Origin of the sequence: Belnapia arida (assembly GCF_016773205.1) — a bacterium.
GTDB classification, from domain to species: domain Bacteria; phylum Pseudomonadota; class Alphaproteobacteria; order Acetobacterales; family Acetobacteraceae; genus Belnapia; species Belnapia arida.
Map to the genome: position 1 here is coordinate 1 of NZ_JAETWB010000003.1, position 21,550 is coordinate 21,550.

Here is a 21,550-nt window from a genome sequence, read left to right on the forward strand (position 1 = left end):
ATGGCGCGGATCAGCCGCAGCGGGTGGTCGGACCGGATCCGCTGCTCCAAATCGACGTAGCTGAACAGCGAACCCCGAACCTCGTCCTTGCCGCGCATCCCGATCAGCCTCCCCCACCGGGGGCAAGCGAATCACGATCCAGCGCCAATCGCGAGAGGGAATTTCAGCAGCCTGCTAGAGGTCGGGCGCGGCTGGCGTGTCGAGACGCCAAGGCACCGCGTCGTCACCCCCGGCGCTATGACATGGAGAAAAGCCGAAGGGCTTTCACCTGCTGCCCAGGCGCCGCCATCGGTTGGCTCAGCCGATGGCGGCGCCTGTCCGAGGACTACGAGCGCCTGCCTGAAACAGGAGAACCACGATCCACGTGGCGATGTCGCGTATCACGCTTCGCCGCGCTGCAGTCTGATCGCCTTTCCAGACAGTCAGTCAGGCGCCATGGTCCGGGCACGCCATCCACCAGTGCCGCAATGACCGTCCCGCTCTGCCCCCGGCCGAGCCACTTGAACCGAACTCCCCACCACCTTACACCTCGACCACACGATCCGGGGGCGTGGCGTGACCCGCAGCAAGGGCAGGGCAGGGGCGACGAAGGGGCGGGCGGTCATCGCCCGGCTGCTCGCGCTCGCCCTGTTGCTCGCCTCGTTGCTGGTCCCGCCCGTCGCCGAGGCCTCCACTGCCGGCCCCGCCATGCTGGCCTCCGCCGCGATGGATCAGGATGGCGGCCTGGACACGCCGTCGCGCCCACACGGCATCCTCCATGCCGGCGCCCATTGCGCTTGCCAGCTGGCGGATCGCCTGACGCCACCGGCCCTCGCACGGCCGAGGCTCGTCCTCGCCCTGGACCCTGGCGCGACCTTCGCCGACCACGCCCGTGCCTCCCACGAGGCGGAGCCCCCCGCGCGCCCACCCAGGCAGGGCCTGACCGAAGCTGAGCCGCTCCGGCCACCGCGCCCCGCCAGACCGGGGACGGTGGCCTGCCTCGCCTCCGTCCGCCCCGGGTGCCATGCCGATCCGAATCCCGTCCCGTATTCCGCTCGCCCTGCTGGGCGCGGCGCTGCTTGCCACGGCCATCGCCCCCCGCGCGGGCGCGGAGCCCCCGCCACGCCGTCGCCCGGCCCAGGCCAGCCCCGGCGCGGTGGCGTCCGCGGCGGAGCGGGCTGGCTGGCTCATCGTGACCTCGCCCGAGCAGGCCGTCAGCCTCGCCCTGACGCGCGCGCCCATCCTGCGCAGCGCCGAGGCCGGGCGCCAGGCGGCCCGGGGAGACCGCGTCACCGCCGGGCTACGGCCCAACCCGGGCGTCTCCTTCAATGCGGAGAATATCGGCGGCAGCGGATCCTATCGCGGCATCGCCTCGCTGGAGACCACCTATGCCCTGTCCCAGCGCATCGAGACCGGCGGCAAGCGGCAGGCCCGCATCGCGGCGGCAGACCGCGCTGTGGCGCTGACCGGCCTCGATGCCGAGGCGCTGCGCCTCGACCTGGCGCGCGAGGCGCACCGCGCCCTGGCCGGGACGGTGGCCGCAGGCCGCGCCACCGAGATCGCCCGCGAGCGGGTGCGCCTGGCGGATGAGGTTCTCCGCGCCACCCGGGGCCGGGTCGAGGCCGGGCGGGAAGCTTTCCCGCAGCAGCGCCGGGCCGAGGTGGCGCGGGAGACCGCCGCGGTCTTCCTTGAACGATCGGAGCGGGAGGCGGCGGTCGCCCTGCGCGCCCTCTCGGTGGTCCTGGCGACGCCGGAGATCGAGGTCCTGCCCGCCCGGTCCGCCTGGTTCGACGACCCCGGACCGCGCCCCGATCCCGCCCGCGCGGCGCCCGCGCCGCCGGGCCAGCTCGACCGTGCCCGGCTCGATGCGCTGATCGACCAGCGCCGGGCCGAACTCGACCTGCAACGGCGCAACGCCATCCCCGACGTCACCCTCGGCGCTGGCCTCCGGCGCTACCGCGAGGCGGGCGGCGACAGCGCCTTCGTGCTCGGCCTCAGCGTGCCGCTGCCGGTCTTCGACCGGAACCAGGGCAACATCCTGCGCGCCGGGGCCGAGCTGACCCGGGCCGAGGCCGAGGCGGAGCACGGCCGCCTTTATCTCGATGCCGCCCTCGCCGATGCCGAGCGCCGCCTGGAGCAGGCCTGGCGCGCGGCCGATTCGCTCCGCCGCATCGTCCTGCCCGCGGCGGCGGAGGCCGCGGCGGCGGCGCGCGAGGGCTATGCCGCCGGCAAGTTCTCGCTGCTCGAGGTGCTTGATGCCCAGCGCGCCCTGTCCGACGCACGCGAGCAGCGCAACGCCGCCCTGCTCGAGGTCCAGCAGCTGCGCGCCGACATCACCCGCCTCCGCGGCCGGGCCGCCGGGCTGCTCCCCGCCACCGCCCCCGCCGGGAGGCCGTGACCATGAAATCCATCCTTGCCTTCCTCGCCGGCGCCGTGGCGGCCCTCGGCGCCGCCGTGCTGGCGCCAGGCCTGCCCGCCGGTCTGCGCTTCGGCCTCGGTCTTGCCCCGCCCGTCGAGACCGCGCCGCCGCATGCGGCCGGCGGCCATGCCCATGGCCCGCATGAGGGGCATGACGAGGAGGCTGCCGACGGCACCCTCCGCATGACCGGGGAGGAGGTCGCCGCCGCCCGGATCGAGGTGGCGGAGGCCGGCCCCGGCATCGTCGCGCGGCATGCCTCGCTGCCCGGCACCGTCGCCGCGAATGCCGACCGCCTGGCCCATGTCCCCGCCCGCGTGGCCGGCATCGTCACCGCCCTGCACCGCCGCCTTGGCGACACGGTGGCGGCCGGCGAGGTGCTGGCCGTGGTCGAGAGCGCCGAGATCGCCGCCGCCAAGGGCGACTACCTCGCCACGCTGCGCACCAGCGACCTCGCCCGCCTCACCTTCGAGCGCGAGCAGCGGCTGTGGCAGCGCCGCATCTCGGCCGAGCAGGATTTCCTGAAGGCGCGGACCGATTGGCAGGAAGCGCAGATCCGCCTCGACCTCGCGCGTCAGAAGCTCGCCGCCATCGGCCTCGGCGGGGCGGAGATCGAGGCGCTGCCACGCCAGCCCATCGAGACGCTGCGCCGCCAGGAGGTCCGCGCGCCGATCGCCGGCCGCATCACCTCCCGCACCAGGATGCTCGGCGACGCGGTCTCGGCCGAGGCGGAGGTCTATACGCTCGCCGACCTCTCCACCGTCTGGGTGGAGCTGGCGGTGCCGACCGCCGATCTCGCCGCCGTCACGGAGGGCATGGCGGTGCGCATCCGGGGCGAGACGCAGGGCGAAGGCCGGGTCGTCTTCCTCAGCCCGGTGCTGGACCCGGAGACGCGCTCCGCCCGCGCCGTGGTCGAGCTGCCGAATGCGGAGGGCGCCTTCCGCCCGGGCGGCTTCGTCACCGCCGAAGTCGCCGCCGCCCGCACGACCGTGCCGGTGCTGGTGCCGCGCGGCGCCGTGCAGGAGATCGGCGGCGAGAGCATCCTCTTCCTGCGCACGCCGGAAGGCTTCGTGCGGCGGGAGGTGATGCTTGGCCGCGGCGACCAGGAGGGCGTCGAGGTGGTCTCCGGCCTCTATCCCGGCGAGCGCTACGCCGCCGGCAACAGCTTCGTCCTCAAGGCCGAGCTCGGCAAGGCCGAAGCCGGGCACGAGCATTAGGGCCGCCGGACCATGATCGCACGCATCATCGAGGCTTCGGTCCGCCAGCGCTGGCTGGTGGTGCTGTTGGTCGCCGCCGCCGCCGGCTTCGGCCTGCGCTCCCTGCAGTCGCTGCCGATCGACGCGGTGCCGGACATCACCAACAACCAGGTGCAGATCAACACCCTGGCGCCCGCCCTCTCGCCCGAGGAGGTCGAGAAGCAGGTGACGGTCCCGGTCGAGACCGCCCTCGCCGGCATCCGCGGCCTGCAGTCCACCCGCTCGCTCTCGCGCAACGGCTTCAGCCAGGTGGTGGCGATCTTCCGCGACGAGGTGGAGATCTACTACGCCCGCCAGCAGGTGCTGGAGCGGCTGGCCGAGGCGCGCGAGCTGCTGCCGGAGGGCGCCGAGCCGCGGCTGGGTCCCATCTCGACCGGCCTCGGCGAGGTCAGCATGTGGACGCTCGACTGGGCGCCGCGCCGCGTCGGCGATGCCGCGCGCGACGGCCGCCCCGGCTGGCAGGCGGACGGCAGCTACCTCGCCCCCGAAGGGCAGCGCCTGACGACGGGGCTGGAGCGCGAGGCCTACCTGCGGACGCTGCAGGACTGGGTGATCCGCCCGCAGCTCCGCAACGTGCCGGGCGTCGCCGGCGTCGACGCCATCGGCGGCGCGGTGAAGCAGTACCATGTGGAGCCGGACCCGGCCCGGCTGATCGGCCTCGGCCTCTCCTTCGCCGCGGTGGCGGAGGCGCTGGAGCGCAACAACCAGAGCCGCGGCGCCGGCTATATCGAGCGCGGCGGCGAGGGCTATGTCGTCCGCTCCGGCGGCCGGCTCGAAACCCTGGAGGACATCCGCGACGCCGTGGTGGCGACGCGCGAGGGCGTCCCCTTGCGCATCCGCGACATCGCCCGCGTCGAGCTGGGGCGGGAGCTGCCCACCGGCAGCGCCAGCGCGAACGGGGCGCCGGCGGTGGTCGGCACCGCGCTGATGCTGATCGGCGAAAACAGCCGCACCGTCGCCACCGCGGTGCAGGGGAAGCTGCGCGAGATCGCCCGCACGCTGCCGCCCGGCATCCGGCTGCGCACGGTGCTCGACCGGACGGAGCTGGTCGATGCCACCATCCGCACGGTGGCGCGGAACCTCGCCGAGGGGGCGCTGCTCGTCGTCGCCGTGCTGTTCCTGCTGCTCGGCAACCTGCGCGCGGCGGTGGTCGCGGCGCTGGTCATCCCGGCGACGATGCTGCTGACTGCGACGGGGATGCTGGAGAGCGGCATCAGCGCCAACCTGATGAGCCTCGGCGCGCTCGACTTCGGCTTGATCGTGGACGGCGCCGTCATCGTCACCGAGAACGCGCTGCGCCACCTGGCCGGACGGCAGCGGGCGCTCGGCCGGCGGCTGCTCCTGCCCGAACGGCTGGAGACGGTGGCCGCCGCGGCGCGCGAGATGATCCGCCCCTCGGTCTTCGGCCAGGCCATCATCATCCTGGTCTACGTGCCGCTGCTCACCTTCCAGGGTGTGGAGGGCAAGATGTTCGCCCCCATGGCGCTGACCGTCATCATCGCGCTTGCCATGGCCTTCGTCCTCTCGCTCACCTTCGTCCCCGCCATGGTCGCCCTGGCGGTCACCGGGCGGGTGGAGGAGGCGGACAACCGGCTGCTGCGCGCCCTGCGGCGCGGCTATGCCCCGGCGCTCGGCCTTGCCCTGCGGCGACCGGCGCCGGTCATCGGCGCCGCGGCGCTGGCCTTCCTCGGCGCGCTGCTGCTCGGTACGCGGCTCGGCTCGGAATTCATCCCGCAGCTCGACGAGGGGAACATCGCCATGCATGCGATGCGCATCCCCTCGACCTCGCTCTCGCAGTCGCAGGCGATGCAGCTGGCGATCGAGGCGACGGTCTCGCGCTTTCCCGAGGTCGCGGTTGTCTTCTCGAAGACCGGCACCGCCGAGGTCGCCTCTGACCCGATGCCGCCCAACGTCTCCGACGCCTTCATCATCCTGAAGCCGCGCGACCAGTGGCCCGACCCGTCGCTGCCGAAGGCGGCGCTGGTGCGGCGCATCGAGGCGGCGGTGAACCGGCTGCCGGGCAACAATTACGAGTTCACCCAACCCATCCAGATGCGCTTCAACGAGCTGCTGGCAGGCACGCGCGGCGACCTAGCCGTCAAGGTCTTCGGCGAGGACTCCGTGGCGATGCTGGCGGCGGCCGAGCAGGTCGCCGGCATCCTCCGCGGCATCGCGGGCGCCGAGGACGTGCGGGTGGAGCAGGCGACGGGCCTGCCCTTCCTCGAGATCACCGTGGACAAGGCGGCCATCGCCCGGCGCGGCCTCAGCCTGGGCGCGGTGCAAGAGGTGATCGGCACGGCGATCGGCGGCCGCGAGGCGGGCCGCGTCTTCGAGGGGGACCGCCGCTTCGCCATCCTGGTGCGGGTGGAGGAGGCGGTGCGCCGCGACCTCGAGGCGCTGCGCAACCTGCCGGTGGCGCTGCCCAGCGAGGCGCGTGCGAGCGTCCCCCTCCGCAGTCTCGCCGCCTTCCGGCTGACCGAGGGGCCGAACCAGGTCAGCCGCGAGAACGGCCGGCGCCGCATCGTCGTCACCGCCAATATCCGTGGCCGCGACATCGCCTCCGTCGTCGCCGAGGCCCGGGCGCGCGTGGAGGCAGAGCTGCGCCTGCCCGCCGGCTCCTGGCTCGGCTGGGGCGGGCAGTTCGAGAACCTGGAGGCGGCGCGGGGGCGCCTGCTGGTGGTGGTGCCGGCGGTGTTCTTCCTAATCTTCCTGCTGCTCTACGCCGCCCTCGGCTCGCCGCGCGACGCGTTGCTGGTGTTCAGCGCCGTGCCCCTGGCGCTGACCGGCGGCATCGCCCTGCTCTGGCTCCGGGGCATGCCGCTCTCGGTCTCGGCCGCGGTCGGCTTCATCGCCCTTTCGGGCATCGCGGTGCTGAACGGCCTCGTCATGCTGGACCACATCCGGACGCTGCGTGCCGCGGGCCTCGGCCGCGAGGCAGCCATCCGCCAGGGGGCGATGGACCGGCTGCGGCCGGTGGCGATGACCGCCCTCGTCGCCTCGCTCGGCTTCCTGCCAATGGCGCTCGCCACCGGGGCCGGTGCCGAGGTGCAGAAGCCGATCGCCACCGTGGTCATTGGCGGCCTCGTCACTGCGACCCTGCTGACCCTCATGGTGCTGCCCGCGCTCTGCGCCTGCTTCGGCAGCGCCGACCCGCCACCGGCGGCCGTGCCGGACGGGGTTAGCCGGCAGAGGCGGGTGCCTGACCTGGCCGGCATAGGCTGAGGCCGGTCATCGACGGCAGCCGTCCCACGCGCTATATCCAGACGGATACGACGTCCCGGGAGACCCGCATGCGCCGCCGCAGCCTCCTCGCCCTGCCCTTGGGCCTTGCTCCTGCCGGTGTCGCCCGGGCGCAGGCGCCCGTCACCGTCTTTGCCGCCGCCAGCCTCACCGATGCCCTCCGGGCCCTCGCCGCCGAATGGCAGGCGCGCGGCCATCCGGCGCCCCGCCTCTCCTTCGCCGCTTCCTCCGCCCTGGCCCGGCAGATCGAGCAGGGCGCCCCGGCCGACCTCTTCATGAGCGCCGACGAGCCCTGGGCCGACTACCTCCAGCAGCGCGGCCTGCTGGCGGAGGCGACGCGCAGCAGCCCGATCGGCAATTCCCTGGTCCTCGTCGCCCCTGCCGGTGCCGCCCGCCCGGTCCCCCTGGCCAGGGGGACCGACCTCGCCGCCTTGCTCGGGCCGGCCGGCCGCATCGCCACCGGCGATCCCGCGCATGTCCCGGTCGGTCGCTATGCCCAGGCCGCGCTGACCTGGATGGGGCAATGGGAGGCTCTCGCCCCCCGCCTGGCACGGGCCGACAATGTCCGCGCCGCCCTGCTGCTGGTCGAGCGCGGCGAGGCTCCCTACGGCATCGTCTACGCCACCGATGCTGCCGCCGGCAGCGGCGTCCGCGTCCTCGGCACCTTCCCGGCCGCGAGCCACCCGCCGATCACCTACCCCTTCGCCCTGGCCCGCCGTGCCGAGGGCACTGCGGAGGCCCGCGCCCTGCTCGCCTTCCTCGCCGGGCCGGAGGCGGCACCGACCTGGCAGCGCTTCGGCTTCGCCCTGGCCCGTTGAGCCGCGTTCTCCGGAGGCCGCCCGCGTGGAAAGCGCTACACTCCGCCCCATGACCGATGAAGGATCGACCGCCACTGCCAAGGATTCCGGCCTGCTCAGCCTCCGCATCGACCTGCCGCGGGGCCGCGTCGGCCCCGGCAAGATCGACCTGCTCGAGGCGATCGACCGCGAGGGTTCCATCTCCGCCGCCGGCCGCGCCCTCGGCATGAGCTACAAGCGCGCCTGGGATCTGGTCGATGCGCTGAACCGGCTGCTCGGCCAGGCCGCGGTGGCGGCCAGCCCCGGCGGCCACCGTGGTGGCGGCGCGACGCTGACCGAGGCCGGCCACAGCCTGGTCGCCGATTACCGCGCCATCGAACGGGCCGCCCAGCGCGCCGCGGAACCCCGTCTCGCCGCCCTCATGCGCCGGGCGAAGGAGGCTCAGACGGCGACGGAATAGCGCGCCGCCCCGGCCTCGGCATGGGCATCGAAACAGGCCGCCACCTGCCGCACGAAGCGCCGGCCGAGCGGCGTCACCTCCAGCCGCCCCGGCCCGCGCCGCACCAGCCCTTCGCGCTCCAACGCCGCCAGCCGTGGCAGGGCATCGCGGATCACCGCTGCCGCCTCCGGCCGGTCGAGGTCGAGGGCGAAGTCGCACATCAGCCGCTCGATCAGGCTGGCGCGCAGCCGGTCCTCCGCCGTCACCGCGAGGCCCCGCGCGACCGGCAGCCGCCCCGCGCCCACCGCCTCGGCATAGCGCCGCTCATCGACCAGGTTCTGCGCGAAGCCGCCCGGCAGCGAGCCGATGGCCGAGGCCCCGAGCCCGAGCAGCACCGGCGCCGCATCCGTCGTGTAGCCCTGGAAATTGCGCCGCAGCCGCCCCTCCGCCGCAGCAATGGCCAAGGCATCTCCGGGCCGGGCGAAATGGTCGAGGCCGAGCGCCACATAGCCTGCGGCGACCAACTCCCTCTCCGCCCGCTCGGCCTGTGCCATGCGCGCCGCCGCGCCGGGCAGGGCGGCGGCGTCGATCGCCCGTTGGTGCGGTCGCGCCCCTGGCAGGTGCGCATAGCCGAAGACCGCGAGCCGGTCGGCGCCGAGCGTGGCGGCGAAGCGCGCGCTCGCCGCCACATGCGCCTCCGCCTGCCCGGGCAACCCGTACATCAGGTCGAGATTGACCCCGCCGATGCCGACGGCGCGCAGCAGCCGCACGGCCTCGGCGACCTGCTCCATCGGCTGCACCCGGCCGATGCGCCGCTGGATCTCCGGGTCGATATCCTGCACGCCGAGGCTCGCCCGGGTGAAGCCGAACTCCCCCAGTGCCCCGGCGAGCGGCGCGTCGAACAACCTGGGGTCCAGCTCGATCGCCAGCTCCGCCCCCGCCCGCAGGCCGAACCGCCCGCGCAGCAGGCCAACCAGCGCACGGAGCCCCTCCGGCCCGAGGATCGAGGGTGTGCCGCCGCCGAGATGCAGGTGGGCGATGCCGCCATGCGCCGGCAGCGCCGCGGCCAGCAGACCTGCTTCGGCCAGCAGCGCGGCGAGATAGGCCTCGATCCGCGCCGCCGAGCGCGTCGGCCTCGTATGGCAGGCGCAGTACCAGCACAGCTCGCGGCAGAAGGGCACATGCACGTAGAGCGAGAGCGCATCGCCCGGCCCGATCTGTTCGGCCAGCCAGCGGCGGTAGGTCGTCTCTTCCAGCGGCCCGAACAGCGCGGCCGTCGGGTAGCTGGTGTAGCGTGGCACCCGCGCCTCGGCGAGCAGCAGGCGGGAGGGCAGGGCGGCATCGGTCATGCCGGCAGGCTGCACCGGCGCCGCGCCACCGTCCTTGCGCCGGCGCAAACCGGCCGGCCTTTCCCTGGCATGAAGCCGACTGGGCTGGTACGGTATCCCCCCTGCCAAGGTATTCCGCGCCCCAGTGCCTTCCCACCCGACCTCCCGCCTCGCCCTCCGTGCGGCCACCGCCGCGACGCATGAACGGCTGCACCACATCCCCGCCTTCCAGGACCTCACCGAGGGCAGGCTGGACCGGCCCGGCTATGCCGCTTTGCTTCGCCGCCTGCTCGGCTTTCATGCGGCGATCGAGGCCGCCCTCGCCGCCCCCTTGCTCGCCCGCTCGCTCTCCCTCTGGGGCATCGACCTCGCCGGGCGCCGCCGCGCGCCGCTGCTGCGGGCCGACCTCGCCCATCTCGGCGTCCCGGCCGAGGCGCCGCTCGCCCCCATGTCCGGCTTCGCCACCGCCGCGCATGCCCTGGGCGCCCTCTACGTGACCGAAGGCTCCACCCTCGGGGGCCGCCAGCTTGCCCGCGGCCTCGACCACCTGCTGCCAGGGGACAGCGGGGAGGGGAGGGGCTTCCTCCTTGGCCATGGTGCCCGGCACGGGGCGATGTGGGCCGCCTGCTGTGCCGCCATCGAGGCCTGCGGCACCGAACCCGGCGGCCTCGCCGGGATGCAGGCCGGCGCCGCCGCGACCTTCGCCGCCTTCGAGGCCTGGTTCGCCTGACCGTCCATGCATGGCCCTGGCATTGCCGCCACAGCCCGGCTAAGGAACGCCCCCATGCCGCGCCCCCTCCGTTCCGCTGCCTTCGCCCTGCTGCTGGCCGCCGTCCTGCCCCTGCCGGCGGGCGCGCAGCTGCCGCCGCAATCCCAGGCCGCGGCGCAGTCCAACCGCATCGTCGCCGTGATCAACGGCGAGGTGGTGAGCCGTGCCGACATCGTCGGTCGCGCCCGGCTCTTCGCCCTCAATGCCGGCATCGCCGTGGCGCCCGAGGTGCTGGACCGCCTCACCCCGCAGGTCACGCGCCTGCTGATCGACGAGCGCCTTCGCCTGCAGGAGGTGCAGCGCCGCCGCATCCCCGTCGCCGATAGCGATGTCGCCGATGCGGTGAAGGAACTGGAGCAGCGCAACAACCTGCCGGAGGGTGCGCTTAGCCAGCAGCTCCGCCAGGTCGGCGTCCAGCCGCGCGTGCTCTACGATCAGATCCGCACCCAGATCGGCTGGGCCCGGCTGCTGCGCCAGCAACTCGGCCCCACCGCCATCCCCTCCGATGCCGAGGTGCAGGAGACCATCCGCGCCGCCGCCGCCCGCACCGGGCAGCCGGAATACCTGCTCTCCGAGATCTTTGTCCCGCTCGACGACCCGCGGAACGAGGCCGAGGTCAACCGCTTCACCGAGGAGGTGATCCGCCAGCTCCGCGCCGGCATCCCCTTCCCGGTGGCAGCGACGCAGTTCAGCCAGTCGCAGACAGCCCTGCAGGGCGGCGACCTCGGCTGGACCCGGAAGGAGGACCTGGACCCGGCCGTCGCCGCCGTTGCGGAGCGCATGCCGCCCGGCGCCGTCAGCAACGCGATCAAGGTGCCCGGCGGCTTCCAGATCGTGGCGCTCCGCCAGAAGCGCGAGAGCGGCCGCGACCTCGCCACGCTGATCAGCGTCCGCCAGGCCTATTTCCCCTTCGCCGGCACGCTCGACCCGAACAACCCGACGCAGCAGCAGCGCGACCAGGTGGAGAAGGCTCAGCGCCTCGCCACCAGTGCCCGCAGCTGCGACGCCGTCGAGGCTGCAGCCCGGAGCGCCGGCGGCAACGAGCGCGCCGCCGACCCCGGCCAGATCCGGCTGGAGACGGTGAACCCGCCGCCGCTGCGTGCCATGCTGGCGGGCCTTTCCCCCGGCAAGCCCTCGCAGCCCATCCTCATGCCGGACGGCGTGCTGGTGATGATGGTCTGCTCCCGCGAGCAGAGAAACCTCGCCGAGCTGACGCCCGACCAGGCCAAGCAGCAGATGCTGCGGGACCGGATCGAGCTGCTGTCCCGCCAGCTCCAGCGCGACCTGCGCCGCCGCGCCGTGATTGAGATGCGGAACTGACCGCGCTCCCCTCGCTGCGGGAGACGATCGCCCGCCACGGGCTCGATGCACGGAAGTCCCTCGGCCAGCATTTCCTGCTGGACGAGGCACTCTGCGCCCGCATCGCCCGCCTCGCCGGCGACCTCACGGGACGCCACGTCCTGGAGGTCGGCCCCGGCCCCGGCGGCCTGACCCGCGCCCTGCTCGCCGGCCCCGCCGACACGGTGACGGCGGTGGAGCTCGACCGCCGCGCCATCGCCGTCCTGGCCGAGCTGGAAGCCGCCCATCCCGGACGGCTCCGCGTCATCGAGGCGGATGCGCTGACCATCGAGCCGGTGGCGCTCATCCCCGCGCCACGCGCCATCCTCGCCAACCTGCCCTACAACGTGGCGACGCCCCTGCTGGTTGGCTGGCTGCGTGGCGCCGCGGCGCTGACCGGAATGGCGCTGATGTTCCAGCAGGAGGTCGCCGAGCGCATCTGCGCCGCGCCGGGGACGGAAGCCTATGGCCGGCTCGGCGTCCTCGCCCAGTGGCGCTGCCGCTGCGAGCTGCTGCTGCGCCTGCCACCCGGCGCCTTCAGCCCGCCGCCGAAGGTCTGGTCCGCCGTGGTCGGCCTCACCCCGCATGCCGAGGACCCCGGCGAGGCGCTGTTCCGCAGCATGGAGCGCCTGACCGCCGCCGCCTTCGGCCAGCGCCGCAAGATGCTGCGCGGCGCCCTGAAATCGCTCGGCGATGCCGAGGGCCTGCTCGCCGCGGCGGAGATCGCCGGCGACCGCCGTGCGGAAACCTTGAGCATCGCGGAGTTCGATCGCCTCGCCCGCGTGCTGCTCGCGCGCGGCTGATCGCTCACGGCGCAACGAGGGGCCTTGGCCTCGCGCCGGCGATTCGCCACCCTGCCGCATGGCCTTCGAGGTGACGCATGCCTGCAGCGGTTGATCCATTTCAGGGCGATGAGGCGCTGCCCGCCCACGCCGCGGTCGTGGTGATCGGCGGCGGCGTCATCGGCGTCATGGCCGCGCTGACGCTCGCCGAGCGCGGCATCTCCGTCGCCCTGGTGGAGAAGGGCCGCATCGCCGGCGAGCAATCCAGCCGCAACTGGGGCTGGTGCCGCAAGATGGGGCGCGACCCGGCCGAGCTGCCCCTTTCCCTCGAGTCCCTCCGCCAGTGGGAGGGAATGGAAGCCCGCCTCGAGGCGCCGACCGGCTTTCGTCGCGCCGGCGTCGTCTACCTACACGAAACCCCGCAGCACACCGCGGCGCACGAGGCCTGGCTCGAGCATGCGCGGCAATGGCAGATCGATGCCCGCCTGCTCACCCCCGGCCAGGTGGCGGAGATGTTCCCCCAGACCACCCGCCGCTGGGCCGGCGGCCTGCACACGCCGAGCGACGGAAGGGCCGAGCCCTCCTTGGCGGTGCCGGCCATGGCCGCAGCCGCACGCCGCGCCGGCGCTGCGATCCTCACCGGATGCGCGGTACGCGGCCTCGACCTGACGGGCGGCCGAATCGCCGGAGTCGTCACCGAGCGCGGACGGATCGCCTGCGACGGCGTGATCCTCGCCGCGGGCGCTTGGTCGCGCCTCTTCCTTGGCAACCATGGCGTCGATTTCCCCCAGCTGAAGATCCTCGGCTCCGTCCTCCGCACCGAGAAGCTGGAGGGCCTGCCGGAGATGGCCGTCGGCGCCTCCGACTGGGCCTTCCGCAAGCGGCGCGATGGCGGCTACACGGTGGCCCAGCGTGGCGCCAGCGTCGCTGAGATCGTGCCCGACAGCTTCCGCCTGATGGGCGATTTCCTGCCCTCGCTCCGCAAGCAATGGCATGAGCTGCGGCTCCGCGTCGGCGGCCGCTTCCTCGAGGAATGGCGCATGCCGCGCCGCTGGTCGATGGACGAAGTGACGCCCTTCGAGCGAGTCCGCGTGCTCGACCCGGCGCCCGTCCCCGGCATCCTCGCCGAGGCGCAGGCCAACCTCGCGCGCGACTTCCCGGCCTTCAAGGCGATGCGCGTCGCCGATAGCTGGGGCGGGCTGATCGATGCGACGCCCGATGCGGTGCCGGTCATCGGCCCGGTCGCGGCGCTGCCCGGCCTCATCCTGGCGAGCGGCTTCTCCGGCCATGGCTTCGGCCTCGGTCCCGGCGCCGGGCGGTTGGCCGCCGAGCTTGCCATCGGCGCCGCGCCCGTCGTCGATCCGGCGCCCTTCCGGCTGGAACGCTTCGCCCGCGCCACCCGCCGCGCCGCCTAACCCGGAGAGACCTCATGCGCCGCCTCTGCCTCCTCGCCCTGCTCGCCCTCGGTCTCGCCGCCGGCCCCGCCGCTGCCCAGCCACGTCCCAGCGGCTCGGCTACGCTCGATGCGATCCGTGCCCGCGGCCAGCTGCTCTGCGGCGTCTCGGGCGAGATCGCCGGCTTCTCGCTCGCCGACAGCCGGGGCGAGGTTCAGGGGCTCGATGCCGATTACTGCCGTGCCATCGCCGCAGCCGTGCTCGGAGACGCCAAGCGCGTCCGCTACGTCAACCTCTCGGCGCAGACCCGCTTCACCGCCCTGCAATCGGGCGAGATCGACGTGCTGATCCGCAACACCGGCTGGTCGCTGACGCGCGAGGGCAATCTCGGCCTGCTCTTCGCCGCGACGAATTTCTGGGACGGCACCACCTTCATCGTCCGTGCCGATTCCGGCGTGACGGAGCCTGGCCAGCTCGACGGCGCCAGCGTGTGCGTCCGGCCGGGTACCAGCACGGAGCTCGACCTCGCCGACTATTTCCGAACCCGCAACATGCGCTTCACCCCGGTGATGATCGGCGGCGTGACCGAGGTGCAGGAGGCCTTCCTCGCCGGCCGGTGCGACGCCTTCACCACTGATGCCTCGCAGCTCGCCGGCTTCCGCTGGCGGCTCGGGCCGGAGCGGGCGAAGGACTACCGCATCCTGCCGCAGATGATCAGCACCGGCCCCTCCGGCTCCATGGTCCGCAAGGGCGACGACCGCTGGTTCGACGTGGTGCGCTGGGTGCATTTCGCCCTGCTGACCGCCGAGGTGCTCGAGGTCCGCAGCACCGAGCTCGCCAGGCACGACGCCAGCACCAACCCCGACATCCGCCGCCTGCTCGGGCGCGAGGGCAATCTCGGCGAGGCGCTCGGACTCGACAACCGCTGGGCCTATGAGGCGATCCGCCAGGTCGGCAATTACGGCGAGATGTGGGACCGCTCGATCACCCCGATGGGCGTCGAGCGCGGCCCAAATGCGTTGTGGACCAAGGGCGGCCTGCAATTCGCCCCGCCCATGCGCTGATCAGCCGATCCCGAACCAGGCCAGCAGCCCCGCCAGCGTGACGACGGAGAGCAGCGTGCTGGCCAGCACCGTCGCCCCTGAGCGCGCCGCCCCGATCCGATAGCGCTCGGCGAGCAGGAAGGCGTTCGCGCCGGTCGGCAGCGCCGCCGCCGTGACGGCGACGGCCATCTCCAGCCGGTCGAGCCCCATCGCCGCGCCGACCAGCGCGACCAGCGCCGGCATCGCCAGCAGCTTAAGCACCGTTGCCACCACCGTCTCCCGCCAGGCGCTGGCGACATCGAAGCGCGCCAGGCTGCCGCCCAGGCAGAACAGCGCGACCGGCGGCGCCGCGCCGCCGAGCAGCGAGAGCGTCTGCCGCACCACGCCGGGCGGCGGCGGCAGCCCGACCAGCCGCCAGACCAGCGCCGCCAGCACCGCCATGACGATCGGGTTCCTTGCCACGCCGAGCAACGTCGCCCGCAGCACCCGCCGCCAGGGCGCCCGCGCATGCAGCCCGATCTCGGCGACGACGGTCGCCGTTCCCAGCAGCAGCATGGAATGCAGCGCGAGGATCGCCAGCAGCATCGCCAGCGCCGCCTGCCCGAAGGCCGCGAGGATGAGCGGGATGCCCATCATCACCGTGTTGCCGAAGGTGGCGTCGAGCGCCAGCATCCCCGCCTGGCCGAGCGGCATCCGCCGCCGTGCCAGCACCAGCACGCCTGCATAAAGCACCGCCGTGCCAAGGAAGAAGGCGAGCGCCGCCCGCCCGCCGCCACCTGCCCCGGTCGTCCCGCCGAGGAAGAGCAGCGAGGGCGCGCAGAAGGTGAAGACGAAGCGGTTCAGCGCCGCGAAGCCCGGCGCGTCGATGAAGTTGCGGCGCGCCATCGCCCAGCCGAGGCCGATGATGACGAAGACCGGCCCGACGACCTCGAGGACCGCCCCCACCCTACTCCCCCAGCAGCCCGGCGACGAAGCCCGGCAGCCAGGGCAGGCGGCTCCGCCGCGTCCGCGCGGCGTGCAGGATGGCCCGCGCCGCGGCGACGGTCGTGGCGAAGTCGTCGTTCACCAGCACGTGGTCGAACTCGTCCCAGTGCCGCATTTCCTCGCGCGAGGCCGCCATGCGCCGGGCGATCTCCTCCTCGGCGTCCTGGCCGCGGCCGCGCAGCCGCCGCTCCAGCTCGGCGAGGCTCGGCGGCAGCAGGAAGATGCCGACGACATCCTCCGGCATCGACGCCTTCAACAGCCGATGCCCCTGCCATTCGATGTCGAAGAGCACGTCCTGCCCGGCCGCCAGCGTCGCCTCCACCGGGGCGCGCGGCGTGCCGTAGGAGCGGCCGAGGAAGCTGGCATGCTCGAGGAACTCGCCCGCCGCCACGCCGGCCGCGAACTGCGCCGGGCTGCGGAAGAAGTAGTGCTCCCCCTCCCGCTCGCCAGGCCTTGGCGCCCGCGTTGTCGCGCTGATCGAGAGCCGCAGCTCCGGCTCCAGCTCCAGCAGGGCGCGGGAGATGCTGGTCTTGCCGCCACCCGGTGCGGCGGCGAGGACGAGGCAGCAGCCCTTACGCATCATTCGACATTCGCCGCCTGCTCCTTCAGCCGCTCGATCGCGGCCTTCAGCGCCAGCCCGGTGCGGGTGAGGGGGACAGACGCGGATTTCGAGCAGAGCGTATTCGCCTCGCGCACGAATTCCTGGGTGAGGAAGTCGAGCTTCCGCCCCGCGCCCTCGCCCGCCTTCAGCAGGGTGCGGGCCGCCTCGATATGGGCGCCGAGCCGGTCGAGCTCCTCCCGCACGTCGGATTTCTGGGCGAGCAGCGCCACTTCCTGCGCCAGCCGCTCCTCCGGCACCCGCGCCATGCCGCCCTCGCCGAGCAGCGCCGCGAGCTGCTCCAGCATCCGCCGCCTTTGCGCCTCCGGCTGGTCGGCGGCCTCGGCGATGGCCTGCTCGCGCAGCGCCGCGACCTCGTCGAGCAGCCCGGCGAGGATGGACTGGAGCTTCGCCCCTTCCGCGTGCCGGGCGGCGACCAGCTCCTTCAGCGCCCGGCCCCAGGCGGCGGCGAGTTCGCCCCGCTTCGCCTCCTCGAGCGCCTCGTCCGGTTCCGGGACCTCGCTCCGCATGACGCCCGGCAGCGCCAGCAGCGCCTCGGCCCGCGGCGGCGCGCTGCCCGGGATGCGCGCGGCGAGGTCAAGCGCCAGCCGCAAGGCCTGGTCGAGCGCCGCCGGATCGACGGCGAGCCGTGGCCGTTCCTCCCGCTTCAGGCTCAGCGTCGCCGAGACGTTGCCGCGCTTCAGCCGCTTGGCCAGCGCCTCGCGCAGCCCCGCCTCCAGCGCATCCATGCCGTTCGGCAGCCGCAGCCGGAGGTCGAGGCCCCGCCCGTTGACGCTGCGGAGTTCCCAGACAAAGCCGGTGCCATCGGCCAGCACGCCACTCTCGCGCGCGAAGCCGGTCATGCTCATAAGAGTGCCCATCGCCGCGCCTTGTCCCGCGCGGCGCGGCGGGATGCAAGCGATGGCAGCGTGGCGGCATGTGCTGGTGACGGGGGCGTCCTCGGGCCTCGGACGGGCGCTCGCGCTCGCCTGCGCGGGGGAGGGCGCGGTGCTGCATCTCGGCGGCCGCGACCCGGCCCGGCTGGAGGCGGCGGCCGAGGCCTGCCGCGCCGCCGGCGCCGCCGCCATGCCGCGCGTGGTCGATGTTTGTGACGCCGGGGCGATGGCCGAATGGATCGGCTCCGCCGGCCGGCTGGACCTCGTCCTTGCCAATGCCGGCATCTCCGCCGGCACTGGCGGCGCGGTGGAGCCTGCCTCGGTCGCCCGCTCGGTCTTCGAGACCAATGTCACCGGCGTGCTGAACACCGCCCTTCCGGCGATCGAGGCGATGGCTGCCCAGTCACCCCGCCCGGACGGAGTGCGCGGCCGGGTGGCGGTGGTGGCCTCCGTCGCCGCCTTCGTGGCCGCCCCCGGCGCGCCTGCCTATTGCGCCAGCAAGGCGGCGGTGCAGCGTTGGGCCGAAGCGCTGGATGCCAGCGAGCGGCGGCGCGGCATCCGCCTCCACGCCGTCTGCCCCGGCTATATCCGCACGCCGATGACCGCCCGGAACGCCTTTCCCATGCCCTTCCTAATGGAGCCGGAGGAGGCGGCGCAGCGGACGCTGGCCGGCATCGCCGCCGGCCGTACCCGCATCGCCTATCCCTGGCCGCTCTACCTGGCGGCGCGGCTGACGGGCGGCCTGCCGCCCGGTCTTCGCGCCCTGGTCTTCAACCGCTTCCCGGCGAAGAAGTAGTCCCCTTCCGCCGCATCGCCCGCTTCGCCAGCAGGTTGAGCCCCTCCACCGCCGCGGCGAAGGCCATGGCGACATAGACGAAGCCCTTCGGCACATGGACGCCGAAGCCCTCGGCCACCAGCACCATGCCGATCATGACGAGGAAGGCCAGCGCCAGCATCACCACCGTCGGGTTGCGCTCCATGAAGCGGGAGAGCGCATCCATCGACAGCAGCATGGCCAGCACGGCAACGACGATTGCGGTGGCGATGATCCAGAATTCCCGCGTCAGCGCGACGGCTGCCAGGATGCTGTCCACCGAGAAAACCAAGTCGAGCAGCAGGATCTGGAAGACCGTCGGCCAGAACCTCGCCACGCGCGCATCCGCCTGATGCGCCGCCGCCTGGCTGTCCGGGTCGACCCGGTGATGGATCTCGATCACCGCCTTGCCGATCAGGAAGAGGCCACCGGCGAGCAGGATCAGGTCCTTGCCGGAGAACTCCATCCCCGCCACGTCGAAAAGCGGCCGGGTCAGCGACAACAGCCAGGAGGTCCCGGCCAGCATGGCGAAGCGCATCAGCACCGCGAGGCCGAGGCCGATCCGCCGCGCATTGACCCGCTGCTCCTCCGGCAGGCGGTTGGAAAGGATGGCGATGAAGACGAGGTTGTCGATGCCGAGCACCACCTCCATCGCGATGAGCGCCACAAGGGCGACGACAATTTCACTTTCCATTCGTTCCGCTCTCCCGGTCGGGCGGCGTAACGCTTCTTCACTGCAAGCGCTGCCGCCAGGCCTTGGATCGCCATTCCGGCGCCCCACCTCGGAAGCATAACACCATTGCGGAGACGATATTTGGGCATCCTCGGCCAAGCGAGGCTCGGCCTCGTCCTGGCGCGGCGCGAGCTACGCGGCGGGATGCGGTCCCTGCGCATCGTGCTTGCCTGCCTCGCCCTCGGCGTCGCCGCCATCGCCGCGGTCGGGACGCTGCGCGCCGGTATCCAGGCCGGGCTCCGGGCCGATGGCGCCCGCATCCTCGGCGGCGACGTCGAGGTCCGCGGCGGCTCGCGCCCCCTGCCGCCGGAGCTTCTCGCTTGGACCACCGCCCGCGGCGCCGTGCCCTCCGCCATCACCTCGCTCCGCGCCATGGCCGTATCGCCGCGGGGCGAGCGCATGCTGGTGGAGCTGAAGGCGGTGGATGGCGCCTACCCATTAATCGGACGGCTCGAGCTCGATCCGCCCGTGCCGCTCGCCCCCGGCATGATCGCCCTCGACCCGCTGGTCGCCGGGCGGCTCGGCCTCGCCCCCGGCGACGAGGTGCGGATCGGCGAGGCGCATCTCCGCTTCGCCGCGACGGTCAAAGTGGAGCCGGACAAGGTGGCGACGCCCGCGCTCTTCGGACCCCGCGCCATGATCGCCGCCGCCACCCTGGCCGAGACGCAACTGATCCAGCCCGGGAGCCTCTATCAGAGCGACCTCCGCCTCCGCCTGCCGGCCGGCGCCGACCCCAAGGCCTTCGCGGAGGGCCTGCAGGCCGCCTTCGCCACCGAGGGCTGGCGCATCCGCACCGCCGATGCGGCGGAACCCGGAGTGAACCGCTTCCTCGACCGCTCCGCCTCCTTCCTGACGCTCGCCGGCCTTACCGCCCTGCTGGTGGGGGGGATCGGCGTCGCCACCGGCGTGCGCGCCTGGCTGGAGGCCCGTGCCCGCTCCATCGCCACGCTGCGTTGCCTCGGCGCGCCGTCCTCGGTCATCTTCTTCACCTACCTGATCCAGGTGATGGCGCTGGCCGCGCTCGGCATCGTCATCGGGCTGGTGGTGGGCTACGGGCTGACCTGGGCAGCGGCGCAAGCACTGTCCGGCGCGCTGCCGGTGCCGCCGCGCCTCGCCCCCTATCCGCGGCCACTGATCGGCGCAGCGCTCTACGGCGTCCTCACCGCGCTGGCCTTCGCCCTCTGGCCGCTTGGCCGGGCGGCGCGAATCTCGGGCGCGGCGCTGTTCCGGGATGCCGTGCAGCCGGCCACCGGCCGCCCGGCCTGGCCGGTGCTGGCGCTCAATGCGCTTGCCGCCCTGGCGCTGATCGCCCTCGTGATCCGCAGCTCCGGCGACCCGATCTTCGCCGCCGGCTTCTGCGGCGCGGCGATCGGGGCGCTGCTGCTCTTCCGCCTCGGCGCCGCCGGGCTGATGCTGCTGGCCCGGCGGCTCGGCCATCTGCGCCGGCCGGCACTGCGCCTCGGTCTCGCCAACCTCCACCGTCCGGGGGCACCGACCGTGCTGCTGGTGGTCTCGCTCGGCATCGGGCTGACGACGCTTGCCGCCATCGCCCAGATCGAGGGCAACCTCCGCCGCGAGCTGGCCAACGAGATGCCAGCCAATGCGCCGAACTTCTTCTTCATCGACATCCAATCGGACCAGGCCGGGCGGTTCGACGCGCTGGCCCGCGGCATCCCCGGCATCGAGGAGGTGAAGCGGGTGCCGAGCCTCCGCGCCCGCGTCGCCGCGGTGAAGGGCATCCCCGCCGAGCAGTACCGGACGACGCCGGAGACCGCCTGGGCGCTGCGCGGCGACCGCGGCCTGACCTACACGCCGACCCCGCCCGACGGCACGCGCCTCGTCGCCGGGCAGTGGTGGGCGGCCGACTATCGCGGCCCGCCGCTGCTCTCCTTCGAGGCGAACATCGCCAAGGGTTGGGACGTCGGGCTCGGCGACGTCATCACCCTCAACATCCTCGGCCGCAACATCGACTTCACCATCGCCAACCTGCGCGACGTGAACTGGCGCGGCCTCGGGCTGAACTTCGCCATGGTCGCCTCGCCCGGCCTGCTGGAGGCGGCGCCGCACACCCATATCGCCACCCTCCGCGGCGATGCGGCGCAGGATGCGACGGTGCTCCGCGTGCTGACCGATGCCTTCCCCAACATCACCGGCATCCGCGTGCGGGATGCGCTGGAGGCGGTGGCGACGCTGCTCGGCCGCATCGGCACGGCGATGTCGGCGGTCGGCGGGGTGACGCTGCTGGCGGGCGGGCTGGTGCTGGCCGGCGCCGTCGCCGCCGGGCAGCGCCAGCGGGTGCGCGATGCGGTGGTGCTGAAGACGATCGGCGCGACGCGGGCGCAGATCCGCGCCGCCTGGCTGGTGGAGTACGCGCTGATCGGCCTGGTTGCCGGGGCGTTGGCGGCGGTGGCCGGCAGTGCCGCCTCCTGGGCCGTCGTCACCCTGGTGATGCAGGCGCACTGGGCACCGCTGCCGGGGACGCTCGCCGCGACCGTCCTCGGCTGTGCCCTGCTGACGCTGCTCTGCGGCCAGATCGGCACCGCCCTCGCACTCCGCGCCCGCCCTGCGCCGCTCCTTCGGAACGAATAGGCGGACATGCACACTTCTTCACATGAACCTAACCGGTCGCCGGGCCATATTAGGCAGGCCGGTGGCCCCCTCGCCCGCCGGCCGGAGAGGATGTGAGGCGGCCTTCGACCTGCCGCTCCCGAATCCCGTTGAAACGGGTTACAGCCTGTCCATAT

Annotated in this window: 18 protein-coding genes; 12 read left to right on the top strand and 6 right to left on the bottom strand. The window is 73.5% G+C overall.

What is annotated here, in order from left to right; genetic code table 11:
* Positions 1-522: 522 nt before the first annotated feature.
* Positions 523-867, bottom strand: a complete 345-nt coding sequence (locus tag JMJ56_RS09680; protein WP_236037624.1) for a hypothetical protein — start codon at positions 865-867, stop codon at positions 523-525.
* 136 nt (positions 868-1,003) lie between these two features.
* Here JMJ56_RS09680 and JMJ56_RS09685 point away from each other — a divergent pair, with 136 nt between their 5' ends.
* The 5 genes from JMJ56_RS09685 to JMJ56_RS09705 all read left to right on the top strand — a co-directional run bounded on the left by JMJ56_RS09685 (position 1,004) and on the right by JMJ56_RS09705 (position 8,148).
* Positions 1,004-2,377: a TolC family protein gene (locus JMJ56_RS09685; RefSeq protein ID WP_202831435.1), complete on the top strand. Its 1,374-nt coding sequence runs from the start codon at positions 1,004-1,006 to the stop codon at positions 2,375-2,377.
* A 2-nt stretch (positions 2,378-2,379) separates the two neighbouring features.
* A complete protein-coding gene (locus JMJ56_RS09690) occupies positions 2,380-3,612 on the top strand; it encodes an efflux RND transporter periplasmic adaptor subunit (RefSeq protein ID WP_202831436.1) in 1,233 nt (410 codons plus the stop codon).
* Between the two features lie 12 nt (positions 3,613-3,624).
* The gene (locus tag JMJ56_RS09695; RefSeq protein ID WP_202831437.1) at positions 3,625-6,873 is read left to right on the top strand and encodes an efflux RND transporter permease subunit; all 3,249 of its coding nucleotides are present in this window, start codon (positions 3,625-3,627) and stop codon (positions 6,871-6,873) included.
* Between the two features lie 68 nt (positions 6,874-6,941).
* Entirely contained in the window at positions 6,942-7,709 is a 768-nt protein-coding gene (gene modA, locus JMJ56_RS09700; RefSeq protein WP_202831438.1) for a molybdate ABC transporter substrate-binding protein, read from the top strand.
* Between the two features lie 25 nt (positions 7,710-7,734).
* A complete protein-coding gene (locus tag JMJ56_RS09705) occupies positions 7,735-8,148 on the top strand; it encodes a winged helix-turn-helix domain-containing protein (RefSeq protein WP_328702335.1) in 414 nt (137 codons plus the stop codon).
* On the opposite strand, the gene hemN is transcribed toward JMJ56_RS09705, so the two are convergent.
* The gene (hemN, locus tag JMJ56_RS09710; RefSeq protein WP_236037625.1) at positions 8,130-9,524 is read right to left on the bottom strand and encodes an oxygen-independent coproporphyrinogen III oxidase; all 1,395 of its coding nucleotides are present in this window, start codon (positions 9,522-9,524) and stop codon (positions 8,130-8,132) included. The genes JMJ56_RS09705 and hemN overlap by 19 nt on opposite strands.
* Before the next feature lie 76 nt (positions 9,525-9,600).
* Here hemN and JMJ56_RS09715 point away from each other — a divergent pair, with 76 nt between their 5' ends.
* The 5 genes from JMJ56_RS09715 to JMJ56_RS09735 all read left to right on the top strand — a co-directional run bounded on the left by JMJ56_RS09715 (position 9,601) and on the right by JMJ56_RS09735 (position 14,802).
* On the top strand, positions 9,601-10,185 hold the full coding sequence (locus JMJ56_RS09715) for a biliverdin-producing heme oxygenase (RefSeq protein WP_202831439.1): 585 nt from the start codon (positions 9,601-9,603) through the stop codon (positions 10,183-10,185).
* Between the two features lie 54 nt (positions 10,186-10,239).
* Positions 10,240-11,544, top strand: a complete 1,305-nt coding sequence (locus JMJ56_RS09720; protein ID WP_202831440.1) for a peptidylprolyl isomerase — start codon at positions 10,240-10,242, stop codon at positions 11,542-11,544.
* Complete coding sequence (rsmA, locus tag JMJ56_RS09725) at positions 11,541-12,365, top strand: 16S rRNA (adenine(1518)-N(6)/adenine(1519)-N(6))-dimethyltransferase RsmA (protein WP_202831779.1); 825 nt, start codon at positions 11,541-11,543, stop codon at positions 12,363-12,365. The genes JMJ56_RS09720 and rsmA overlap by 4 nt, the downstream gene beginning before the upstream one ends.
* A 77-nt stretch (positions 12,366-12,442) precedes the next feature.
* The gene (locus tag JMJ56_RS09730) at positions 12,443-13,759 is read left to right on the top strand and encodes an NAD(P)/FAD-dependent oxidoreductase (RefSeq protein WP_202831441.1); all 1,317 of its coding nucleotides are present in this window, start codon (positions 12,443-12,445) and stop codon (positions 13,757-13,759) included.
* Positions 13,760-13,773: 14 nt separating this feature from the next.
* Positions 13,774-14,802 (top strand): amino acid ABC transporter substrate-binding protein, encoded by a 1,029-nt coding sequence (locus JMJ56_RS09735; protein ID WP_202831442.1) that lies wholly within the window; start codon positions 13,774-13,776, stop codon positions 14,800-14,802.
* On the opposite strand, the gene JMJ56_RS35245 is transcribed toward JMJ56_RS09735, so the two are convergent.
* From JMJ56_RS35245 to JMJ56_RS09750, 3 genes are read right to left on the bottom strand one after another with little or no spacing between them, the layout of a single operon-like run.
* Complete coding sequence (locus JMJ56_RS35245; RefSeq protein ID WP_202831443.1) at positions 14,803-15,726, bottom strand: AEC family transporter; 924 nt, start codon at positions 15,724-15,726, stop codon at positions 14,803-14,805. It abuts the gene before it with no gap.
* 1 nt (position 15,727) lies between these two features.
* Complete coding sequence (gene gmk / locus JMJ56_RS09745; RefSeq protein ID WP_202831444.1) at positions 15,728-16,348, bottom strand: guanylate kinase; 621 nt, start codon at positions 16,346-16,348, stop codon at positions 15,728-15,730.
* Positions 16,345-17,226 carry a YicC/YloC family endoribonuclease gene (locus tag JMJ56_RS09750; RefSeq protein WP_202831445.1) on the bottom strand — a complete coding sequence of 294 codons (882 nt, stop codon included), beginning with the start codon at positions 17,224-17,226 and terminating at the stop codon, positions 16,345-16,347. Before JMJ56_RS09750 ends, gmk begins: the two co-directional genes overlap by 4 nt.
* Before the next feature lie 58 nt (positions 17,227-17,284).
* On the opposite strand from JMJ56_RS09750, the gene JMJ56_RS09755 reads away from it, so the two are divergent.
* On the top strand, positions 17,285-18,055 hold the full coding sequence (locus tag JMJ56_RS09755) for an SDR family NAD(P)-dependent oxidoreductase (RefSeq protein WP_328702337.1): 771 nt from the start codon (positions 17,285-17,287) through the stop codon (positions 18,053-18,055).
* Here JMJ56_RS09755 and JMJ56_RS09760 read toward each other — a convergent pair.
* A complete protein-coding gene (locus JMJ56_RS09760) occupies positions 18,030-18,767 on the bottom strand; it encodes a TerC family protein (protein ID WP_202831447.1) in 738 nt (245 codons plus the stop codon). The two genes, JMJ56_RS09755 and JMJ56_RS09760, sit on opposite strands and share 26 nt — an antisense overlap.
* A gap of 120 nt (positions 18,768-18,887) precedes the next feature.
* Between JMJ56_RS09760 and JMJ56_RS09765 the strand changes: the two genes are divergently transcribed.
* Positions 18,888-21,395, top strand: a complete 2,508-nt coding sequence (locus tag JMJ56_RS09765; RefSeq protein WP_236037626.1) for an ABC transporter permease — start codon at positions 18,888-18,890, stop codon at positions 21,393-21,395.
* Positions 21,396-21,550 lie beyond the last annotated feature (155 nt).